This window comes from Mycetocola sp. 2940 (genome assembly GCF_040548835.1).
GTDB lineage: Bacteria > Actinomycetota > Actinomycetes > Actinomycetales > Microbacteriaceae > Mycetocola_A.
The window spans coordinates 221,142-242,214 of record NZ_JBEPSK010000003.1; the positions used below are offsets into that span (position 1 = coordinate 221,142).

The 21,073-nt window shown below is 68.0% G+C and carries 16 protein-coding genes; 10 read left to right on the top strand and 6 right to left on the bottom strand.

Translation table 11 applies throughout. The features are described from left to right. Nucleotides 1-44: 44 nt before the first annotated feature. Genes ABIE24_RS05885 through ABIE24_RS05895 form a run of 3 tightly spaced genes read right to left on the bottom strand, consistent with a single transcriptional unit; the run spans nucleotide 45 to nucleotide 3,582 of the window. Complete coding sequence (locus tag ABIE24_RS05885; RefSeq protein WP_354497697.1) at nucleotides 45-1,052, bottom strand: carbohydrate ABC transporter permease; 1,008 nt, start codon at nucleotides 1,050-1,052, stop codon at nucleotides 45-47. After that, nucleotides 1,049-2,074 carry an ABC transporter permease gene (locus tag ABIE24_RS05890; RefSeq protein ID WP_354497699.1) on the bottom strand — a complete coding sequence of 342 codons (1,026 nt, stop codon included), beginning with the start codon at nucleotides 2,072-2,074 and terminating at the stop codon, nucleotides 1,049-1,051. Before ABIE24_RS05890 ends, ABIE24_RS05885 begins: the two co-directional genes overlap by 4 nt. After that, complete coding sequence (locus ABIE24_RS05895; protein ID WP_354497701.1) at nucleotides 2,071-3,582, bottom strand: extracellular solute-binding protein; 1,512 nt, start codon at nucleotides 3,580-3,582, stop codon at nucleotides 2,071-2,073. Before ABIE24_RS05895 ends, ABIE24_RS05890 begins: the two co-directional genes overlap by 4 nt. 406 nt (nucleotides 3,583-3,988) lie before the next feature. Between ABIE24_RS05895 and ABIE24_RS05900 the strand changes: the two genes are divergently transcribed. Next, nucleotides 3,989-6,949: a glycoside hydrolase family 3 C-terminal domain-containing protein gene (locus ABIE24_RS05900; RefSeq protein ID WP_354497703.1), complete on the top strand. Its 2,961-nt coding sequence runs from the start codon at nucleotides 3,989-3,991 to the stop codon at nucleotides 6,947-6,949. 132 nt (nucleotides 6,950-7,081) lie between these two features. Beyond that, nucleotides 7,082-7,597 carry an 8-oxo-dGTP diphosphatase gene (locus ABIE24_RS05905; RefSeq protein WP_354497705.1) on the top strand — a complete coding sequence of 172 codons (516 nt, stop codon included), beginning with the start codon at nucleotides 7,082-7,084 and terminating at the stop codon, nucleotides 7,595-7,597. Here the strand turns inward: ABIE24_RS05905 and ABIE24_RS05910 are convergent. After that, nucleotides 7,575-9,734, bottom strand: a complete 2,160-nt coding sequence (locus ABIE24_RS05910) for a RecQ family ATP-dependent DNA helicase (RefSeq protein WP_354497707.1) — start codon at nucleotides 9,732-9,734, stop codon at nucleotides 7,575-7,577. The two genes, ABIE24_RS05905 and ABIE24_RS05910, sit on opposite strands and share 23 nt — an antisense overlap. A gap of 688 nt (nucleotides 9,735-10,422) precedes the next feature. Between ABIE24_RS05910 and ABIE24_RS05915 the strand changes: the two genes are divergently transcribed. Both ABIE24_RS05915 and ABIE24_RS05920 read left to right on the top strand, forming a co-directional pair. Continuing rightward, nucleotides 10,423-10,740, top strand: a complete 318-nt coding sequence (locus ABIE24_RS05915; protein WP_354497708.1) for a hypothetical protein — start codon at nucleotides 10,423-10,425, stop codon at nucleotides 10,738-10,740. Between the two features lie 51 nt (nucleotides 10,741-10,791). Next, nucleotides 10,792-11,142, top strand: a complete 351-nt coding sequence (locus tag ABIE24_RS05920) for a hypothetical protein (RefSeq protein WP_354497710.1) — start codon at nucleotides 10,792-10,794, stop codon at nucleotides 11,140-11,142. A 151-nt stretch (nucleotides 11,143-11,293) separates the two neighbouring features. On the opposite strand, the gene ABIE24_RS05925 is transcribed toward ABIE24_RS05920, so the two are convergent. Beyond that, the gene (locus tag ABIE24_RS05925) at nucleotides 11,294-11,665 is read right to left on the bottom strand and encodes a YccF domain-containing protein (protein WP_354497712.1); all 372 of its coding nucleotides are present in this window, start codon (nucleotides 11,663-11,665) and stop codon (nucleotides 11,294-11,296) included. A 163-nt stretch (nucleotides 11,666-11,828) separates the two neighbouring features. Here ABIE24_RS05925 and ABIE24_RS05930 point away from each other — a divergent pair, with 163 nt between their 5' ends. The 6 genes from ABIE24_RS05930 to ABIE24_RS05955 all read left to right on the top strand — a co-directional run bounded on the left by ABIE24_RS05930 (nucleotide 11,829) and on the right by ABIE24_RS05955 (nucleotide 19,830). Beyond that, entirely contained in the window at nucleotides 11,829-13,358 is a 1,530-nt protein-coding gene (locus ABIE24_RS05930) for a DUF7059 domain-containing protein (RefSeq protein WP_354497714.1), read from the top strand. A 305-nt stretch (nucleotides 13,359-13,663) separates the two neighbouring features. After that, nucleotides 13,664-13,897 (top strand): hypothetical protein, encoded by a 234-nt coding sequence (locus ABIE24_RS05935; protein ID WP_354497716.1) that lies wholly within the window; start codon nucleotides 13,664-13,666, stop codon nucleotides 13,895-13,897. Nucleotides 13,898-14,025: 128 nt separating this feature from the next. After that, nucleotides 14,026-16,983 (top strand): helix-turn-helix transcriptional regulator, encoded by a 2,958-nt coding sequence (locus ABIE24_RS05940; RefSeq protein ID WP_354497718.1) that lies wholly within the window; start codon nucleotides 14,026-14,028, stop codon nucleotides 16,981-16,983. A gap of 106 nt (nucleotides 16,984-17,089) precedes the next feature. Further along, the gene (locus ABIE24_RS05945; RefSeq protein ID WP_354497720.1) at nucleotides 17,090-17,590 is read left to right on the top strand and encodes a bifunctional nuclease family protein; all 501 of its coding nucleotides are present in this window, start codon (nucleotides 17,090-17,092) and stop codon (nucleotides 17,588-17,590) included. A gap of 126 nt (nucleotides 17,591-17,716) precedes the next feature. After that, the gene (locus ABIE24_RS05950; protein WP_354497721.1) at nucleotides 17,717-18,724 is read left to right on the top strand and encodes a Gfo/Idh/MocA family protein; all 1,008 of its coding nucleotides are present in this window, start codon (nucleotides 17,717-17,719) and stop codon (nucleotides 18,722-18,724) included. Between the two features lie 35 nt (nucleotides 18,725-18,759). Then, complete coding sequence (locus ABIE24_RS05955) at nucleotides 18,760-19,830, top strand: Gfo/Idh/MocA family protein (RefSeq protein WP_354497723.1); 1,071 nt, start codon at nucleotides 18,760-18,762, stop codon at nucleotides 19,828-19,830. Here ABIE24_RS05955 and ABIE24_RS05960 read toward each other — a convergent pair. After that, nucleotides 19,804-20,838: a LacI family DNA-binding transcriptional regulator gene (locus ABIE24_RS05960; RefSeq protein ID WP_354497725.1), complete on the bottom strand. Its 1,035-nt coding sequence runs from the start codon at nucleotides 20,836-20,838 to the stop codon at nucleotides 19,804-19,806. The two genes, ABIE24_RS05955 and ABIE24_RS05960, sit on opposite strands and share 27 nt — an antisense overlap. Nucleotides 20,839-21,073 lie beyond the last annotated feature (235 nt).

Below are 21,073 nucleotides of genomic sequence, written 5' to 3' on the forward strand. Positions count from 1 at the left end.
TGGAGCGGAAGAACAGCCGCCCGGGATTCCGGGCGGCTGTTCTCTTAGCCCTTGATCGCTCCGAAGATGACGCCCTTGGTGAAGTGCTTCTGCACGAAGGGGTACACGATGAGCACGGGGATGATCGCCAGCACGGTGATCGCCATCTTCACCGGGAGCCCCGTGACCGCGCCCGTTGCGACATCCACCTGGCCGGCTCCGCTGCCGGGCAGCGTCACACCCTGGAGCACGTAGGAGCGGAGGACGAGCTGCAGCGGCCACATCTCGTTGTCATTGATGTACAGCATCGCGTTGAAGAAGGCGTTGAAGTAACCCACTCCGTAGAACAGCGCGACGACGGCGATGACGGCGGTCGACATGGGCATGATGATGCGGGTCAGGATGCGCCAGTCCGACGCACCGTCGATCTGGGCGGCCTCCGTGATCGCCGGCTCGACACCCATGAAGAACGAGCGCAGGATGAGCACGTTGAAGGCCGAGACCGCTCCCGGGAGGATCAGCGCCCAGTAGGTGTTGATGAGACCGAGGTTGCTCACGAGGAGGTACGTCGGGATCATGCCGGCGCCGAAGAACATCGTGATGAGGAAGATGAACAGGATCGTCCGGTGCCCGAAGGAACTCGGGCGGGAGAGCCCGTACGCGGCGAGAATCGACACGACGGTCGAGATGAACGTTCCGACGGCTGTCACCCCGACGCTCACCAGCGCAGCCCGGGTGACGATGCCACCGGAGAGGATCTGCTGGTAGGCCGCGAGGGTGAATTCGCCCGGGACGATCACCATCCCGCCCGACCGGTTGACGTCGGCTGTCGTCGAGAACGACGTCAGCACGACGGTGTAGAGCGGAAACACCACCGTGAGGACCACGAGGGTGAGCACAATCGCCTTGAGGGACTGGCCGCTGAGCGTCGGCCGGCCCTCCCAGACGTTGCGGTTCGGGTTTTCCTTGCGCCTCCTGCGCACCGGACCCCGTGCATCGCGCACAGGTTCTGGAACAGGAACGGCGTACGGGTGACCCAGTGGGCCCTGGCCCGCGTCAGTTGGAATACTCATGCTTTCTTGTACACTCCTGCTTCGCCGAAGACGTGCGCGAGCTTGTTGGCTCCGAGCACGAGGAGGAGGGAGACAACGCCCTTGACAAGTCCGGCCGCAGCCGCGAACGCCCAGTCGCCGTTGACCACTCCCTGGTAATACACATACGTGTCGATGACCTCGGCAACACCCGGGCCGACCGCTCCACGCTGGAGGATCAGCTGCTCGAAGCCGACGGTGAGCGAGTCACCGAGGCGGAGGATGAGCAGCAGGATGATCGTCGGTCGAATCGCCGGCAGGGTGACGTGCCACAGCCGACCCCAGCGCCCTGCCCCGTCCATCGTCGCCGCCTCATATTGCGACGGGTCGACAGTGGCGAGGGCCGCGAGGAAGATGATGATCCCCCAGCCGGCGTCCTTCCAGATCGCCTGCGAGGTGACGAGCACCAGGAACGTGTCCGGGTTCGTCATGAGGTCGAAACCCGGATGCCCCGCCTCCGTCAGCACCCTGTTGACGAGCCCGGCTCCTCCGAAAATCTGCTGGAAGATCGTGACGACGAGCACCCACGAGAAGAAGTGCGGCAGGTAGACGATCGACTGGATCGTCGTGCGGATCGCCGGTGTCACGACGCTGTTGAGCAGAAGCGCGAGCATGATCGGAATCGGGAAGAAGAACACGAGCTGGAACGCCGTGATGGCGAGCGTGTTCGCCACGGACTGCAGGAACTGCGCGTTGGAGAACAGGCGAGCGAAGTTGTCCCACCCGACGAATGGACTGTTCAGCATGCCGACGTACGGCGAGTAGTCCTGCCAGGCGATGACGTTCCCGAGCATCGGAACGTACGCGAAGATGACGAGCAGCACCACTGCCGGCAGTGTCATGATCAGCAGCGAACGGTCTTTCTTCAGTCGCGACTTCAGCGACTTCTTCCGGATGGGAAGGGCAACAGGAGTGACCTTCTCCGGTCGGTCAGCGGTGGGCCGGTTTCCCGGGCTCAACGACGTTGTCGTCGAGCCCGGGCGGCGGGTGTCCTGGTCGGTCATGAGCCGGCGAGACCCGGGTTCTCGTCGAGGATCTTCTGGTAGAACTCCCGAAGATCGTCACCACCCGAGGTGCGCCAGGTGTCGATCGCCTTATCGAGGTCGTCCATCGACTTGCGGCCCCTGACGATGTCCTTCTCGAGGTCGTCGAACGGCTGGCTCAGCGAGGCGAACCGGTTGGGCTCGGTGATGTTCATTCCGTAGAACGGCGGCTCGATCAGGAACTCGGAGTTCCGGGCGGTCCACTCGCTGGAGGCGGCAACGTAGTCAGGGAGGGCCACCTTGGCGTTGACCACGGGAGGGTCGACGAGGAAGATGTACGACGGCTGCACCTCGGTCTGGGCGAGTGCCGTCGGGACCGTGGTTCCGGCCGCGTCGAAGTTGTAGTGGAGTCCCTCGACGCCGTAGTTGACGAGCTGGAATTCCTCGGTGCCGAAGGGCGCGGCTAGGAAGTTGGCGGCTTCGAGCAGTTCCTTGATGGCGCCGTCGTCGTCGCTCTTCTTCAGGTACGAGCAGATGGCTGCGCCTGGAGCCTTGTAGAGGACGGGGTCCCCGCCGTCGGCGGCGACGACCGGAAGAGGCGCCATCGTCCAGTCCGGGTTGCTCCCGCGGTTCCGCGTTGTGGCCTCATGCCAGTAGCCGACGCCGGTCGACAGCAGCGCGATCTGGCCGCCTTCGAAGCGCTGGCCGCCATCTCCACCGTTGTCGGCGACGGCATCCGGGTGTACTGCACCGGAGGCGTAGAGCTTCGTGTGCCATTCGAGTGCTGCCCGATACTCCGGAGTCTCGACCTTGTGGACGAGCTTGCCGTCGTCTCCGACCTTCCATTTCTCGGGAACGCCGAACATCGTCGTTGCCGTGGCCCACAGGTCGGTGGATCCGTAGAGGCCGTCCTTCGTCTGCGCCTGGGCGAACTCGATGACCTCGTCGGCGTTGGTCGGGAGTTCCGCGTCCGGGAGGAGGTCAGGACGGTAGAAGGTGTAGTTGCTGACGCCGACGTCCTGTGGGAAGGGCAGGCCGTACAGCTTGCCGTTCCAGGAGCAGCTCTTCCAGGCTTCGGTCGGGATGTTCGCGAGGAACGGGTATTCCTCCACCAGGTCACCGGACAGGTGCGGCGTCAGATCTTCGAACACCGAGTCGACGGCCTGGCCGAACCGGGGCGGAACGTTCCAGCCCGGGATGGACACCCAGTCGGCGACGTCCTTCGGCGAGGCGAGAACGGCGGCCAGCTTGTCGCCGTAGGTGTTGCCGTCGCTGATCTGGAATTTGATGTCCGTGCCGATCGCCTCGTTGACGGCGTCGAAGTACTGGTTGCCGTTCGTGGGAGGAATGGTGCCCCACAGCGGTGTCATTGCCGTGTAGCTCCCGCCGCTTCCCGGCGGTGTGTCGAAGCTCTTCACGAGGGGATCCGGGAGCGTGACGAAGCCAGAAGCCGAGCCGTTCACGCCCGGAAAGTCCGGCTCCGCAAATTCAACGGGCACGTACTTCGGGAGATCTTTCTCGGAGATCATCTGCTGGCCTGCCGACGGGGCAGCCTGCCCCCCGGAGCACGCGGCAAGAAGCGAAACTGCGGCGCCTGCGGCGACCACTGCCACCACCCGGCGGCGATTGTTACTTGGGGTTCGGCCCGATCGATACGACTTCATTGACGTTCCACTCTTGTAGTTCTCGAGGACGCGAGCGCCTCGAATTCGAATCCACGGCCAGCATTGGTTCGTGGCAAATGGCGAAAACGAACGATTGCATCTCCGCAATCGAAACGTTTAGATTGACTGTAAGGTCGTTTCGCGGTTAGCGCAACAAATTGTTTCGAAGCGTTTAACCTCGATGACGCTGTACCCCGTGCAGGTCACACGATCCGCTCCACGTGAAACAGGTCACGTCAATGGAGACTTCAACCCGAAAGGACGGCACGTCATGGTTGACGCAGCCCCCCAGCTTTCCCCGAGCAACGGTACCGGTACGGAACGACCAGCCGGCGCAGCTCACCGAGTCGCCGATCTCCTCCGCAGCCTGACCCTCGACGAGAAGATCCAGCTTCTCCACCAGTACCAGCCCGGGGTCGAACGCCTGGGTCTCGACCAGTTCCGCACCGGCAGCGAGGGCCTGCACGGTGTCGCCTGGCTCGGAACCGCGACGACGTTCCCGCAGCCGGTGGGTCTGGCGGCGACGTGGGACCCGGCCTTCCTCGCCGAAGTCGGTGAGGTGGTCTCGACGGAAATGCGCGCCAAGCACGCGACCGACCCGACGGTGAGCCTCAACATCTGGGCGCCGGTCGTCAACACGCTCCGGCATCCGCTGTGGGGCCGCACCGAGGAAGGCTTCTCCGAAGACCCCGATCTCACCGCTGCACTCGCGACCGGCTATGCGACAGGGCTGCGCGGATGCCACGCGGAGATCTGGAAGACCGTCCCGACGCTCAAGCACTTCCTTGCCTACGGAAACGAGACCGACCGGGCAACGACGAGCTCCCATCTCCCACCTCAGGCGCTTCGCGAGTACGAACTGCCCGCCTTCGAGGCCCCGATCGCCTCAGGCACGATCGGCGCGGTGATGCCCGGCTACAACCTCATCAACGGCCGACCCAACCACGTCAGTGGCGAGCTGCTCTCCGAGCTGCGTGCCCGGGCACCGCATTCGATTGCCGTTGTGTCAGACGCCCAGGCCCCATCCAACGTTGTCGACGGGGAACGCTACTACCCTGATCACACCGCATCGCACGCGGCACTCGTTCGTGCGGGTATCGACTCATTCACCGACAACGACAGCAACGCCGGGCTGACGGTCGAGCGGGTCACCGCCGCGCTTGAGGCCGGGTTGCTGGACGAGGCCGACATCGACCTGGCTGTTCGGCGCCTCCTCGAAATGCGCTCCCGGACGGGCGAGCTCACCGGCGAGGACCCGTTCGGCATCGGCGAAAACGCCATCGACACCGACGGGCACCGGGCCCTGGCGCGAGAAGCGGCGGCACGCGGTGTCGTCGTGCTCGCCAACGACGGAGGCGCCCTTCCGCTCCGGCCGGGCCGACGCATCGCCGTCGTCGGCCCGTTCGCCGACCACATCGTGCACGACTGGTATTCCGGAACCCCGCCGTATCTCAGCACCCTCGCCGGCGCGCTTGCGGAACGCTACCCGGAGGCATCCGTCACTGTGGCGGACGGCGCCGATCGGATTGCGCTCCGCTCGCTCACCCACGACCGGGTGCTCGGGGTCACGGCCGACGGCCAGGCGCTGACGGCCAGCGCGGTGACGGCTGACGACGCGAGCCTGCTCGACGTCACCGACTGGGGCGACGGCGTTCTGACCATCCGCTCGGTGCAGACGGGGCTCCTCCTGACCGGTGCGTCCTGGATCATCGCCCCGACGTCTGACCGCGTGGGGGGCTGGGTCGCCCAGGAGAGCTTCCGGGCGCACCGACATGACGACGGTTCGGTGTCGTACCAGCACATCGGGAGCGGCACGTGGCTGCGGGTGCAACACGGGAGCATGCTGCTCGTCGCCGAGGGCGGTTTCTCCACAGCCGAACGGTTCTCGCTTCAGATCCTCCGCTCCGGTGTCGAGCACGTCGCTGAAACGGCGCGCGGCGCAGACGTCACGATCGTGGCGGTCGGAAACGATCCTCATCTGCTCGGTCGGGAGACCGAGGATCGCACGAGCCTCGAGCTTCCCACCCCGTTCCGCGAGTTGTGGCTGTCGGCTCTGGGAAGTGCCGACGAGGCGATTCTTGCGATCGCGTCGAGCTACCCGTACGCCCTCGGCGCGGAGGCGGCAGGCGCAAGTGCGGTGATCTGGAGCAGCCACGGCGGCCAGGAACACGGTCACGGGCTCGTCGACGTCCTCTCGGGCGATCGGGAGCCCGTCGGGCGGCTCGCCCAGACCTGGTGGGATTCGACGGAGGCCGCCGGCGACCTGCTCGAGTACGACGTGGTGGGAGCGTCGATGACGTACCGGTACTCCCCCGAGCGCCCGCAGTTCGCCCTCGGGCATGGGCTGACCTACTCCCGGGTGGTTTACGAAGGCATCGAGCTGTCGGCCGGCAGCGCGGACTCACCGGAGCCGACGCTCGTGCACACCCCGGCGCGCGAGGCCGCTCCCGGTTCCGCACCGCAGATCACAGCGGTCGTCACCGTCCGGAACGCCGGCGACCGCGAGGCGCACGAACTCGTCGCCCTGTACGCCGAGGCGCCCGCACTCGCGGTGCCCGCGCCTCGCATCCGCCTCGTCGCCTGGACCCGGGTGGTCCTCGCCCCGGGTGAGAGCCGCGTGGTGTCGCTTCCGGTCCCTCTCGGCACGCTCGCCGTGTGGGACGTCGGCACCGAGGCGACCGAGACCTCGGATGTGACGCCCGGGGCGTTCCGGGTCCAGCCCGGAACATACCGGATCGCGTCGGGGTCGTCCGCGGGCGACCTGTCCGTTGGTGCGCACCTCGTGATCCGCGGCGAGGAACCGCGGCCGCGGCCGGTGGCCCTGCTGCAGGCGCACGGGTTCCACGCTTCGAACCGGGTCGTCACTTCGGACCGCTCACGCGAGAGCGGGTCATCGATTGAGGTTCTCCCGACCTCCGCGTCGGGTTGGACGCGGTACGACAACCTCGATCTGACTGGCCTGCGCGGGATACTCCTCGACGTGTCCACCCGGGACCTCCCGGCCTGGGGGCCGAGCACGGTGCACCTCGACGTCAAGCAGACAGCCGACGACAGGTGGGTTCCGCTGACGAGCGTGCTGACCATCGCGCCGACCGATCGCTACTCGTGGACCTGGGCCGGGGCGACACTCGTGGACGATCCTCGTCTCGGGGAGTTGTTGGCGACGCCGATCGACCTCCGGGTGACGCTCGGCGGTGCGGCGCGGGTCGCCGCCATCCGGATGGAGCGCTGACGGGGTTTTTCGGGAGGAGAATCAGGGGGTCCGGTCGGCTATCGGCGATGGAGCCCTCGATTTTCCTCCCGAAGGCACGACACCGGGCAGCGGCGGTGGCCCCGGGCTGATCATGCGGCGTACGCTCGCCCTATGACCGACAGCGAACAGGACCTTCCCGAGGTCTGCGTCTGCTACATCCTGCGTGAAACCGGTTCAGGCGGTTACGAGGTTCTTCTGGGCGAGAAGAAGAAGGGCCTCGGCCTCGGAAAAATTGTCGGACCGGGGGGAAAGCTCGAAGCGGGAGAGTCCCCGGCGCAGGCGGTGGTGCGTGAGGTGCTCGAGGAATCGGGCCTCAGGGTGCGCGAGGAGGACCTCACGGCGCTCGGGCGCATCCGTTACGAGTTCCCGCATCGACCGGCCTGGAGCCAGACCTCGTGGGTCTTCGCCACGCGCGTCTGGGCGGGAGACATCGTCGAATCCGACGAGCTGCTGCTGCGCTGGCACGCGGTCGACGGCATCCCGTTCGATCGCATGTGGGATGACGCCAAGCATTGGCTGCCAGATGCCCTCAACGGCATATGGTGCGAACGACGGTTCGTGTTCGGCTCCGACCTGTCGACGGTCGTCGCCGGGGACGTACCGGTTACGCCTGCACGGCGAGGCTGAACGGCAGCACGGCGGATGCTCCGGCGCCGCGGAGGAGGCGGCCGGCGACGGTGATCGTCCAGCGGCTGTCGACCAGGTCGTCGACCAGCAGAATGGGGCGACCCCGGTAACCCTCGAGGGCGGTTACGACCTCAGGGTCGAGGCCGAAACGGTCCCAGACACTGGCCAGCCGGTAGGCGCTGTTGCCGCCCGGCTCGCCTGACGGCCCGCCGTTCACCAGGCTCAACGAGCCGAGGTACGGCAGGCGTCCGACGTCGGACAGGGCGCGGGCGACGGAGTCGACCAGTTGTGGCCGGCGTCTGGATGGCACGCTGACAACGGCGGCAGGGCGTTCGTCCCAGCCCCACTCAGCGAGCACGCGCACGCAGGCCTGGATGAGCGCGGGGCTCGCCGGCGCGTCGGGGGTTCCCGGGGAGAACAGGTCGCGGAGGGTGCCGCCCCAGCCGAGGTCTGTGAGCCGGGCGAGGGCTCGCCCGGCTTCGACGCGGTCGGCGGGAGCGATCTTGCCCTTCACGGGGACGCTCAACTTGTCGGCTCCGGTGGGCCACTGCGCGCGTGGCTCGATGGCGACACCGACCCGGCTGAGGGACTTCTGGGCCTGGCCGGATGCTTCCTCCCGCACGTCGCTCGGGTACCAGGCCGGCTGCCCCGCCGCGGCGGCACAGCTGTCGCAGCGACCGCAGGGCACCGCCGTGTCGTCGTCGAGGGCGCGCTGGAGGAATTCCATGCGGCATCCGGTGGTGCGTTCGTACTCGAGCATGGAATTCTGCTCCTGCACCCGGGCGGCGGCGATGCGTTCGTAGCGTTCGGCGTCGTAGACCCACGGTTTGCCGGTGGCGATCCAGCCGCCGGTGACCCGCTGCACGGCGCCGTCGACGTCGAGGACCTTGAGCAGCAGTTCGAGCGGTTTGCGCTTGAGGTTGACCCGGGCTTCGAGGGCGGGCGTCGACAGCGGTGCCCCCTCGAAGGCGAGTTCGTCGATCACGGCGAGGGCCTTCTGCTCGTTCGGCATCGACGAGGTGGCGAAGTACTGCCAGATCGCTTCGTCTTCGGTTCCGGGCAGAAGCAGCACGTCGGCGCTGGCCGCCTTTCCCGCGATCATCGCCGCGCGCCCGGCGCGGCCGACCTGCTGGTAGTAGGCGACCGGTGATGACGGGGCTCCGAGGTGGATCACGAAGCCGAGGTCGGGCTTGTCGAAACCCATGCCGAGCGCGCTCGTCGCGACAAGCGCCTTCACTTCGTTGTTCTTGAGCGCCTGTTCCAGTCCTTCGCGATCGGCGGCATCCGTTCGCCCGGTGTAGGCCTGCACTTCGTGGCCCGCCTCGCGCAGCAGCCGGGCGGTGTCCTCGGCCGCTGAGACGGTGAGGGCGTAGATGATGCCCGACCCGGTCAGGTCGCCGAGGTGGCTGAGCAGCCAGCCGAGGCGTGCGCCGGCATCGGGCAGGCGCAGGACGCCAAGGCGGAGGGATGCTCGCGCCAGCGGCCCGCGGATCGTCACGACCGGTTCGCCGCCGGCGTGTTCCAGCTGTTCGGCGACGTCGGTGACGACGCGGGAGTTCGCGGTCGCCGTGGTGGCGAGCACCGGTACCCCGTGCGGCATTTCGGCGATGAGGTCGCGGAGGCGGCGGTAGTCCGGGCGGAAGTCGTGGCCCCAGTCGGAAATGCAGTGGGCCTCGTCGACGACGAGCAGACCGGTGCGCGGGATGAGCTTCGGCAGTTGCTCCTCACGGAAGCGCGGGTTGTTGAGCCGTTCGGGCGAGACGAGGAGAACGTCGACCTCGTCGGCGTCGAGCTTCTGCAGCACGTCGCCCCACTCGTGCGGGTTGGCGGAGTTGATCGCCACGGCGCGCACCCCGGCACGGGCTGCCGCCTCGACCTGGTCGCGCATGAGGGCGAGCAGCGGCGACACGAGCAGGGTCGGCCCGGCGCCCTGCCGACGCAGGAGCAGGGTGGCGACGAAGTACACGGCGGACTTGCCCCAACCGGTGCGCTGGACGACGAGGGCACGCTGCCGGTCGGCGACGAGCGTCTCGATGGCCTCGAACTGCCCCTCATGGAAGTCGGCGTCGGGCGAACCAACGAGGGTGCGCAGGATCTCGAGGGCGTTCGCACGGGTGTCGGTGGCGGTGTTCGTCATGCCTCAAGCTTCGCAGGTGCGTCTGACAGGTCCGTCTGACAGGTCCGTCTGACAGGGGCTGCCGCTCGGGTTCGCCGGACCGTGGCGCGGGTGTATTTGTTTCGCGCGGGTGCAGTTTCGGCAGCGCGGCGCAAACGGACCCGCGCGGCTCGGTGTCGGATCGGCGGCTGGGCCCGCGGCATCCGTAGCTCCGTTGGCGCGGGTGTATTCGTTTCGCGCGGGTGAAGTTTCGGCAGCGCGGCGCAAACGGACCCGCGCGGCCCGGTGTCGGGTCGGCGGCTGGGCCCGCGGCATCCGTAGCTCCGCTGGCGCGGGTGTATTTGTTTCGCGCGGGTGCAGTTTCGGCAGCGTGGCGCGAACGGACCGGCGCGGCTCGGTGTCGGGTCGGCGGCTGGGCCCGCGGCATCCGTAGCTCCGTTCGCGCGGGTGTATTTGTTTTGCGCGGGTGCAGTTTCGGCAGCGTGGCGCGAACGGACCGGCGCGGCTCGGTGTCGGGTCGGCGGCTGGGCCCGCGGCATCCGTAGCTCCGCTGGCGCGGGTGTATTCGTTTTGCGCGGGTGCAGTTTCGGCAGCGCGACGCAAACGGACCCGCGCGAGCGACCACCGGCCGGCGACGGAACGGGGTCTTACCCACGAGGCCCCCGGGTGGAAAAGTGGCAGTACGTCGCCGACAGGAAGAGGTGGATCGATGATCGCCAGGCTCTGGACGGGCGTGGTCGCACCCCGGGACCGGGATGCCTACGTGGCGTACATGGAGGCCACCGGCGTCGGCGAGTATCGGCGTGCCCCCGGCTGCACGTTCGCCGCCATCCTGACGCGTGACCTCGACCCGGATCGCACCGAGGTCACCGCCTTCAGCCTGTGGGAGAGCACCACAGCCATTCAGGCGTTCGCCGGGGAGGACATCACCGCCATGGTCCTTTATCCCGAAGACGAGAAGTACCTCCTCGAGAAACCCGAACTGCGTCACTATGAGGTCGCGAGTTCGCCGCACGCCGAGCCGTAGAGCCGCACGGCGGGGATGTCGCCGGCACCCCGGATCTTTTAGACTCCGGCCATGGATGTCACAAGTCCGGCAGAGGTTGAAGAACAGCTTCGGGCGATCCTCGACCGCTACCGCCCCGAGCTCGTGGGCGGCACGATCTACAACGTTCCTGCGCTGGTGTGGCCGGGTGCCACCGGGCACGACTATTTCGCCGCGCTCAAACGGGGCAAAGACAAGGTCGGGCTCTACCTGATCATCGCGGACCGCTACCCCGACGACCTCGCTCTGGCCTCGGATGCTCTCCCCGCTCGGCGCACCGGCCGGGCGACGTTCTCGTTCTCGTCGCTGGACGCGGAAATGGCAGCGGAACTCATGAAACTACTCGACCGGTTGATGGAGCGATACCGGGCCGAACACACGTAGGCGCTCCGCTGCGCGGGTGTTATCGCTGCGGGCGGGCGCAACTTCAGCAGCGCGGCGCAAATACACCCGCGCGAACGCCCCTGGCGGCAGCCCGTCGCAAAACGACCCGCGCAAAACGCGGCAGTGAGGGGCACCCAGCCCGCGGCATCCGTCAGCTGTCGACGATCTGCTTTCCGAGCGGGAGAAGCGCGACGGGAACCATCTTGAAGTTGGCCCAGCCGAACGGGATGCCGACGATCGTGAGGCAGAGCAGCACACCGCTGATGATGTGTTCGAGGGCGATCCACCACCCGGCGAGGAGCACCCAGACCACGTTGCCGAGCGCCGAGCCGAGGCCGGCGGTGGGCCGGTCGACGACCTCCTTGCCGAACGGCCAGAGTGCGTAGACCCCGATCCGTGCCGCGGCGATGCCCCACGGGATGGTGACGATGAGGATGCACATGATGGCCGCGGCGAGCATGTAACCGAGGAACAGCCAGAATCCCGACAGCACCACCCAGATGATGTTCAACAGAGTCTTCATAGTGCGCCCAGTCTCGCACCTGACGCCGCGAGTGCGCAGAACTCCGCCAATCCAGCGGCGACCGGCGACTCCGGGACCTGTTCGGCACACCGGAGCTCGATCTGGCGGAGTTCTGCGCCCGGCCGCACGGCGACACCTGCCGTGCGGTGTCAGACTGGTGACCGTGACTTCTGAGCTCGTGCACCGCCTCCGTTCCGACCTCGACTCCGCCCGGTTCACGGTGACGACGCTCACCGGCCTGTGGGGTGACGAAGCGGATGCCGCGCTGCACCGAAACGAGAGGGTCCCGGCTTTGCGTGCACTCGCGCGACGACGCGCGGACTCCGGTGTCGAGGCATCCGCCACCCTTGCCCGCCTGTTCGTTCTCGGCCTGCCCGTCGCACCCGGTGAGGCGGGAGCCGCCCTGCCTTCTCTCGGGCTCGCGGGGGCTGTCGAACTCGGGCTCGTCGTCGCCGACGACGCTGAAGTGCGCCCGCTGTTCGACCTCCGGCCGTACAGCTTCGTCGACGCTGCCGGCGCCGGCAGCTGGTGGATCGTGTCCGACCTCGGCGAACTCGCGCTCGGCCGTCCGCTCGGTGAGGAGCACGTGCTCGGTGTCGGCGGTGCGTCGATGACCCTGAGCGGCCTGATGATGCAGACCCCGGTCGGCAGCGTGCTCGACCTCGGGACCGGATGCGGCATCCAGGCCATGCACGCCGCCCGGCACGCGGTGTCGGTCGTCGCCACCGACATCTCCGAGCGCGCGCTCCACCTCGCGCGGCTCAACGCGGAGTTGAACGGCATCCACAACATCGAATTCCGGCACGGCGACCTGTTCGAGCCCGTGCGCGGTGAACGGTTCGACCAGATCGTGTCGAACCCGCCGTTCGTGATCACCCCGCGCAGCGACGGTGTTCCCGCCTACGAGTACCGGGACGGCGGCATGGAGGGCGACGCCCTCGTCGAAGCGGTGATCCGCGGGGCGGCGGCGCACCTGCACCCCAGCGGGGTCGCCCAGCTGCTCGGCAACTGGGAGTACCGCGTCGGCCAGGACGCCTTCCGCCGCGTCGGCGGCTGGGTCGACGGCACCGGCCTCGACGCCTGGATCATCGAACGCGACGTGCAGGACCCGGCCGAATACGCCGAGACCTGGATCCGCGACGGCGGCACCCGCTCCGGCTCGGCGGAGTTCGAACTGCTCTACACGGCGTGGCTCGACGACTTCGCCGCCCGCCGCGTGACATCCGTGGGCTTCGGCTACATCACCCTGCGGATGCCGCTGGCCGGCTCCCCGACGATGCGTCGCCTCGAGCGGCTGCACGGCTCTCTCGGCTCGAACGAGACGGGGCTCGGCGTGCACCTCGCCTCCGCGCTCGCTGGGCACGACTGGCAGGCGATCCGGTCGAACGAGGAGCTCGGATTTGCCTCCCTCACCGTCGCCCCCGACGTGACCGAGGAACGTCACTACTGGCCGGGCGCGGAGCATCCGACAGCCATGATGCTGCGCCAGGGCGGCGGCTTCGGACGCACGGTGCGGCTGGACACCGGACTCTCCGCTCTCGTCGGCGCGAGCGACGGCGACCTGTCCGTCGCTGCGGTGGTCGGGGCGATCGCCCAGTTGCTCGACGCCGACTACCTCGAGTTGCTCGATGAACTGCTGCCCCGGGTGCGCGCGCTGCTCGACGACGGGTTCCTGCTGCCGCCCGAGGTGTAGGCCGCGCGGGTGAATCGGCGTCGCGCGGGTGCAACTGCACGGGCGCGACGCAAACACACCCGCGCCGCGCGGCTTAAGGGACCCGGTACCCACGCCGGCGCCATCCGCCTCAGCCTCAGCGCCCCGCCTTAGGCCCCTCGCCTCAGCCTCAGCGCCCCGTCTTAGGCCCCTCGCCTCAGCTTTCGCGCCGCGCCCCAGTCCCCACTAAGCCGCAGGCGACCACATAAATAGGGCATCCGCCAGATACGTCCACCCCTCCTTAGAGAAGACGATGAAGACATCATCCAAACCAAGGAGTTGACATCATGCAGATCTCAGGAGACTACGGAACCGAACTGCTTCTTCGTCACACCGAGGAGCGGTTTCTCCGCGACCTGGAGCGCCGTCGCGTGGCAGCCGAGCGCCGCGCGGAGAGCCTGACGAGCAGCCCCCGAGTGTCGATCTGGGCACGGATCGCCGCCGTCCTCGGTGCCGACAGCGGGATGCCGGCCGGTCGCGCCGGGCGGGGCGTCTCGCAGGTTCACGCGGCCCACCGGTGACCCTCGCTGCACCCGAAGCGCCAGTTAACGCTTCGGGCAACAGCGTCGAGAACCCGGCGGGGGCGCCGGGCCGCACCGCGACCGAAACCCGCTCGACCAGTGTCGGAGGGCCGTGGGACGATATCCCTATGAGGTCACCGGCGGCGAGCCCATCGATGATCGGGCGCGAGTCCGAGCTGGCACACCTGCGCGCCGCGCTCGACGACACTCGCAAGGGCCGCCCCCGCGGCGTGGTCGTGTCGGGCGAAGCCGGCATCGGCAAAACCCGCCTGCTCGAGGAATTCCTCGCCCAGGCGTCGGCCGAGGCGATCGTCCTCACCGGTCAGTGCGTCGACCTGGGAGCGGTCGGCGCGCCCTACGCTCCGATCAAGGGCGTGCTGCGAGGGCTGATCGACCAGATCGGCCCTGACGCCGTGCTCGAAGCCGGCGGGCCGGGACGGAGCGCACTCACGGCCCTGCTCCCCGAACTCGGTGTGCATCAGGGCGGCGACAGCCGGAGCGGTGACGGCCAGGTCGACCGCACCGAAGTAGGACCGAATCGCCTGCACGAGACGGTCGCCGTGGTGCTCGAGACCGTGTCGCAACGCTCGCCGGTCGTCATCGTGATCGAAGACCTGCACTGGGCCGACGACGCCACCCTCAACCTGCTGCGCTTTCTCCTCCGCGCGCTGAACCGTGGGCGGATTCTCGTCGTGCTCAGCTTCCGAAGCGAAGACGTGCCGCGGGGCCACCCGCTTCGCAGCCTCATCTCCGAGCTGGAGCGGTCACGCAGCGTCTCCCGCGTCGACATCCAGCGGCTGGGCCGGGAGGACGTGCGGCGCCAGGTGCACGAGATCCTCGGAACTCTGCCAGACGACGAGGCGTTCGACAGCGTCTTCAACCGCAGCGAGGGCATCCCCTTCTTCGTCGAAGAACTCGTCGGCTACGACGAAACCTGCGAAGGCGACCTGCCGCTGACGCTGCGCGAACTCCTCCTCGCCCGATACGAGCGACTCAGCGACGAGACGCAGCACGTCCTCCGCCTGCTCTCGGCCGGCGGCGTCAGGGTCGAGCACGAACTGCTCATGCAGGTGTACCACGGTGACGCCGACACGCTGGACCGTGCCGCCCGCGAGGCCGTGTTCGCCAACATCCTGCTCGCCGATTCGCTGAGTTACGCCTTCCGCCACGCCCTCGTGCGCGAGGCAATCCATGCCGACCTGCTTCCCGGTGAACGCTCCCGCTTCCACACCCGGTTCGCCGAAGCGCTCGAAGCCGTCTCCGAACACCGGAACGTGGCGACCGAGATCTCGTACCACTGGCTCGCCGCCCACGACGTCGCCCGCGCCTTCGCGGCCTCGCTCGACGCGATGATCGAAGCCCGCGTGACCTACGCCTACGGCACCGCGGCGCAGATGGGTGAGCGGGCTCTCGAACTCTGGGACCAGGTTCCGGATGCCGAGCAGGTCGCGAACCGCAAGAAGATCGACCTGATCGCCCAGACGGCATCCGCTCTTCGAAATGCCGGCGAAGGCGAGAGGTCCCTGGCCATGGTGAACCTCGCGCTCGAGGAGTGTCCTCGCGAGGATTCGTTCCGCTACGCCCGGCTGCTGCGCGACAAGGCCATGTACCTCGGCAATGTCGGCAAGCCGGGGTCGATCGAGTTGCTGCGCGAGGCACTCGACCTCGTTCCGCGCGGATCCACCGGGCTCGCGGGCACCTCGGGCCTCGGCGGGTCGACGCTGACGGCGTCCGAACTTCGCTCAGCCATGCTCGCCGGGCTCGCCGGCCGGCTCATGATCGAGGCCCGATTCGAGGAGGCCGCGACGATCGCCGCCGAAGGGCTCGAGGAGGCCCAGGCAGCAGGCTCCGACCGGCACGCGTCGATCGCGTCGAACGTCCTCGGTGCATCGCTGATCGACCTTGGGCGGCTCGAGGAGGGGCTCGAATACCGCGACAACGCCCGCCGGCTCGGCGAGAGCGATTCCAACGCGATGCTCCGGTACCGGGTGAACGCGTCCGACGGGGAGTACCTCCTCGGCCACTATGACGAGGCTTTGCGGATCGCCGAGGTCGGGGTCGCCCGTGCCCATGAACTCGGCGTCGAACGCAGTTCAGGGATCGTCCTCCAGTCGAACGCCATCGATCCGCTTCTGGCGCTCGGTGACTGGGAACGTGCCGACCGGTTGATCGCCCGCGCCTTGACCCTCCTGCCCACTCCCGCCTTCAACGCGTACCTGCAGAGGGCCCGCCTCTTCCTGATGACCTGGCGCGGAGACGTCGACGGGGCGACGAAGGTCTACCGCACGACACGTGCCGGTTTCCTCTCGCTCGGCGAGGTCGAGATGCAGGTGAAGCTGGGCCATGCCCGCGTCGCAGCAGAAATAGCCCTTGCCCGTCATGACCCCGAGCAGGCCTGGGCCGACGTTTCCGTTCTGTTCACGCCCGACCGGCGGCCGTTTGCCGGCTATGAGCTGCCCCTGCTCGCCACGGCGGCGCGCGCGCTGGGCGAGCTCCGCGCCGCAGCGCCCTTGCCTGCGTCCGAAAACGCGAACGCCGAAGAGCGGATCCGGAGCCTGACTGCCGAGTTGAGCTTCTGGCCCACCAGTGGCCTGTGGGCTGCGCTGATCGACGCCGAACTGTCGGGCGGAACCGGGAACGATCCGGGAGCATGGCAGCGCGCGGTCGATGAGATCAGCACCAACCCGGCCTCGCTCGCCCATCTGCGACCGTACGCACTCCTTCGGCTCGGCAGAGCGCACGCCGAATCGGGCGACCGGTCCGCGGCGACGACCTCACTTCTCGAGGCCATCGCCGAAGCCGACAGTCTGGGCGCCGGTTTCATCCGTGCCGAGGCCGAAGCCGTCGCTGCCCGCGCCGGAATGCCCGTCGATGGCACCGGCAGGCAGGCACCGGATGCGCTGGAGCTCACGGCGCGCGAGCGTCAGGTGCTCGAGCTTCTCGCGCTGGGCCTGAGTAACCGGCAGATCGGTGAGCGGCTCTTCATCAGTTCGAAGACGGCGAGCGTTCACGTGTCGGCGATCCTCCGCAAGCTCGGCGCGTCCACGCGCACCGAAGCGGTTTTCCTCGCCCGACAGCCGGTTTAGCGCGGGCTACCAGATCAGGAATTGTGCCGCCAGAAGTCCCTGTTCGCGCAGGTCCGGCTGACCTACCATGAAGGTTCAGGCCGGTTGCCCGTCACGGGAGGATGCCATGGTTCAGGTTCAGGTTCACATCGTCGGCGTCGCAGTCGATTCGAGCGCGCAGCACCTCATCCTGCTGAAGCCGCTCGACGACGACGCCGGGCGGATGCTCCCCATCTGGATCGGCCCGCAGGAGGCGACATCCATCCTCATCGCGGTTGAAGGAGCGCACGCGCCGCGGCCGTTGTCGCATGACCTCATGAAGACACTGCTCGAAGCGGTCGGTGCCAGCGTCGAGCGGGTGGACGTCACCAAGATCGAGGACGGCACGTTCTACGCCGAGATCTCCCTGCGAACGCAGAGCGGCCGGCTGGTGCTTGACTCCCGCCCCTCGGATGCCATCGCCATCGCCGCACGCGTGGACGCGCCGATCTGGGTGAACGACGATGTGCTCGAAGAGGCCGGAATCGCCGACGAGAACGAGAAAGCCGATCCGGTGGACGAGGAGGCGCGGCTCGATGAGTTCCGCAAGTTCCTCGACGACGTCGACCCCGAGGACTTCCAGGGCTGAACGCCTCACGAGCGTTACCGAATCGATCTGGGCCGAACAGTGGCGCCCGTCGATGAGCAGAAGTTACCCTTTAAGGATCGTTCTGGGAACGATCCCAGAACCGGGTGAATCGAGCTGGTTGCTGTCATGTCCCGACCGCTTTCCGTCGCACTTCTGGGTTTCTGGCATGTGCACGCGCTCGAATACGCCAGCGAGATCGCTCGCCGCGACGACGCCCGCTTGACGTGGGCATGGGATCCGGATCCGGCTCTCGCCGAGGAGGGTCTGCGCGATCTCCGAAGTGCCGGTGGCGACTCCGATGTGCGCTTCGACGAGGACCTCGGCGCCCTCCTCGCCCGTGACATCGACGCGGTCGTGGTGACGACCGCGACGGCGCAGCACTACGCCGTGATCCTCGCCGCTCTTCGCGCGGGCAAGCACGTCTTCACCGAAAAAATCCTCGCCACCACCGTCGATCAGTGCGAGGAGCTCGTCGTCACCGCCCGCGAGAGCCGGGTCGCCTTGCTCGTCTCCCTCCCCCGGCTCACCGAACCGGCCACGCTCGCGGCCCGTCGGCTGGTCGAGAACGGGTCGCTCGGCGCGCTCACCTACAGCCGCATGCGGATGGCCCACGACGGCTGGCTCGCCGGGTGGCTCCCCGACCGATTCGGTGACCCGGACGACGCTGTCGGCGGCGCTTTGACTGACGTCGGATGCCATCCGGTCTACCTGACCCAGTTGTTCCTCGGGGCCCACCCCGAGCGACTGACCGCGAACTACACGAGCGTCACCGGCCGCAAGGTCGAAGACAACGCCGTCGTCACGGCGAGCTACCCGAACGGCGCCCTCGCTGTCATCGAAGCGAGTTTCGTGACCACACCGGGCGCGTCGACGCTCGAACTTCGGGGCACCGCGGGCTCCCTCCTCTCCGGGTTCGGCACCGACCGCCTGCTCGCCAAAGGCGCGGCGTTCGACCCGGAGTCGTGGCAGGAGGTGCCGCTTCCACCAGCCGGGCCGTCGCCGATCGAGCAGTGGATCGACCACATCCGGGCCGGAACCACACCTCACGAGAACCTCCGATGTGCCGTGGACCTCACGGCGTTCGTGGCCGCAGCGAACGCGGCCGCCGGCATCCGCTCGCTTGCCACCCACTGAAACACATACGTCGTCCCGACCACCAGGAACATCACATGCCCCTTCCGCCCGTACGCATCGGCCTCATCGGTGCCGGCGGCATCGCCGGCGCCCACGTCGCCGGCTACCGCCGCAACCCCGACACCGTCACCTTCAGCGCCGTCGCCGACCCCGTGCGGCAGAACGCTCTGAAACGGGCGGAGGGCACGGATGCTGCGCTCTTCGACGACTACGCCCGGATGCTCTCCGAGGCAGACATCGACGCCGTCGACATCTGCCTGCCCCACCACCTGCACCGCGACGCCATCCTCGCGGCGGCGGCCGCCGGCAAACACGTCCTGTGCGAGAAACCGCTATGCCTGGACGCCGGCGAAGCGGCCGACGTGGCGGCGGCGGTCGAGGCATCCGGCATCACGGTAATGTGCGCCCACAACCAGTTATTCCTCCCCGCCGTCGCCGCGGCGAAGGAGCTGATCGACTCGGGGCAGCTCGGCCGCGTCTACGACGTGCGCACGACCGACTGCTTCTACAGCGATTTCACCGCCGAGAGCATGGGATGGCGCGCGAACGCGAGGACCAGCGGCGGCGGCGAGCTGATCGACACCGGGTACCACCCGAGCTACCTGCTGATGTACCTGGCCGGCGGCACACCGGTGGACGTGACCGCCATGCTCAGCACCCACCGTCTGCGCTTCATGGAAGGCGAAGACAGCGCGCAGGTGCTCGTGCGCTTCGACAACGGGGCCCTCGGCAGCATCTCCACGAGCTGGGCGTTCCAGTCCACGACCAACACGGAGCGGTTCTCGGTGGTCGGCGAACTCGGCTCGCTGCACAGCGACGGCACCCGGCTGGACTACACGATCCGCGGATCCGAGCCGGTGACGGTCGAATTCGCGCCGGTGCACGAATTCGCGGCGGAGATCGCGCACTTCGCCGAGTGCGTGCGTTCCGGCATCCGCCCCATGCACTCCTGGGAGGAGGGCATCGCGGTGCTCGGAATCATCCTTGCCGCCTACGAGTCGGCGCGCACCCGGTCGCTTGCCCGGGTGCTCACGGCCGGCGAGCTGCGGTCGGGCCTGGCGACCACCGCTAGGTCCGCATCAGAGCCGGCGCGGGCCGGAGGTTGAGCCGCGCGGGCGGATCTGGGAGTCCAGCACGACGGTGACAGCGTCGGCGTCGGGATTCTCGATACGTTCGAGCAGCCGGTCCATCGCGGTGCCGCCGAGGGCGACAGCATCCTGTGACACCGCGGTGATGCCCGGCGTCACCATGCTCATCCACTGGGTGTCGTCGAACGACACGATGCTGAGGTCGTCGGGGATCCGCAGGCCGAGGTCGCTTGCCGCGCGCCACACCCCTTCGGCCAGCACGTTGTTCGCCGCGAAGACCGCTGTCGGGTGATCACGCCGCGCCAGCATGTCGACGGTGGCCTGGCGGGCGTCGTCGACTCCCCAGCCGGCCGAGACGACCAGGCTCGGGTCGGCAGCGATCCCGGATTCACGGAGTGAGCGCCGGTATCCGGCGAGACGCTCCCCTCCCGTCGTCCAGTTCGTCTCGTCGATGAGCAGGGCGATGCGGCTGTGGCCGAGGTCGACGAGGTGGTCGGTCATCCGCTTCGCGATCTCTGCGTTGTCGATGATGACCCCGTCGCAGCGGCCCGCCGAGAACTGGCGGTCGACTTCGACGACCGGGATGTTCTGTTTGAGCAGGTACGTGGAGACCGCCGCCGACAGCGGGGTGACGATCACGCCGGCCGCCCGGGTGGCCACGAACGCCTCGGCGGCGCCCTGTTCGACGTCGGGCAGGCCCTCGTCGTCGACGAGCATCATCGTGTAGCCCTGGCTCCGTGCCCGGCTGGCGATGCCGGCGGCGAGGTCGGCGTAAAAGGTATTCCGCAGATCCGAGACAAGGACCCCGATGGAGCGGTTCACCTGCTTGCGGAGGCTCCGCGCCATGGCGTGGGGAACGTAGCCGAGTTCGTCCGCGGCCGCGAGGACCCGTTGACGCACGGCTTCGGCGACGTACCCTTCACCGCTCATCGCCCGGGACGTCGTGGACTGTGACACCCCGGCTGCGTGCGCCACGTCCTTGAGGGTCGCCCGCCGTGCGGTCGCCCCCAGCGCGGGTTCAGCCATGACGGTGCCTCTCGGACAGAAGAGCCGAGCCGGGCAGGATCGTCCGATCGACCGGCTCAAGACTAGCGCGGCGGAATCGGGCATAATAGCCGGTCACCCGCTATCGCAAACGGTCTTGCGGGTCTCTGTCTTCGGCTTTATAGTCCTCTCGTGTGGCAACGATGCCACAGACTTGGCCCTCAGCTTCGGGTGAAGCTGACCTCTCAAGGGGATGGCGATGAAGAGTGACGTTCGT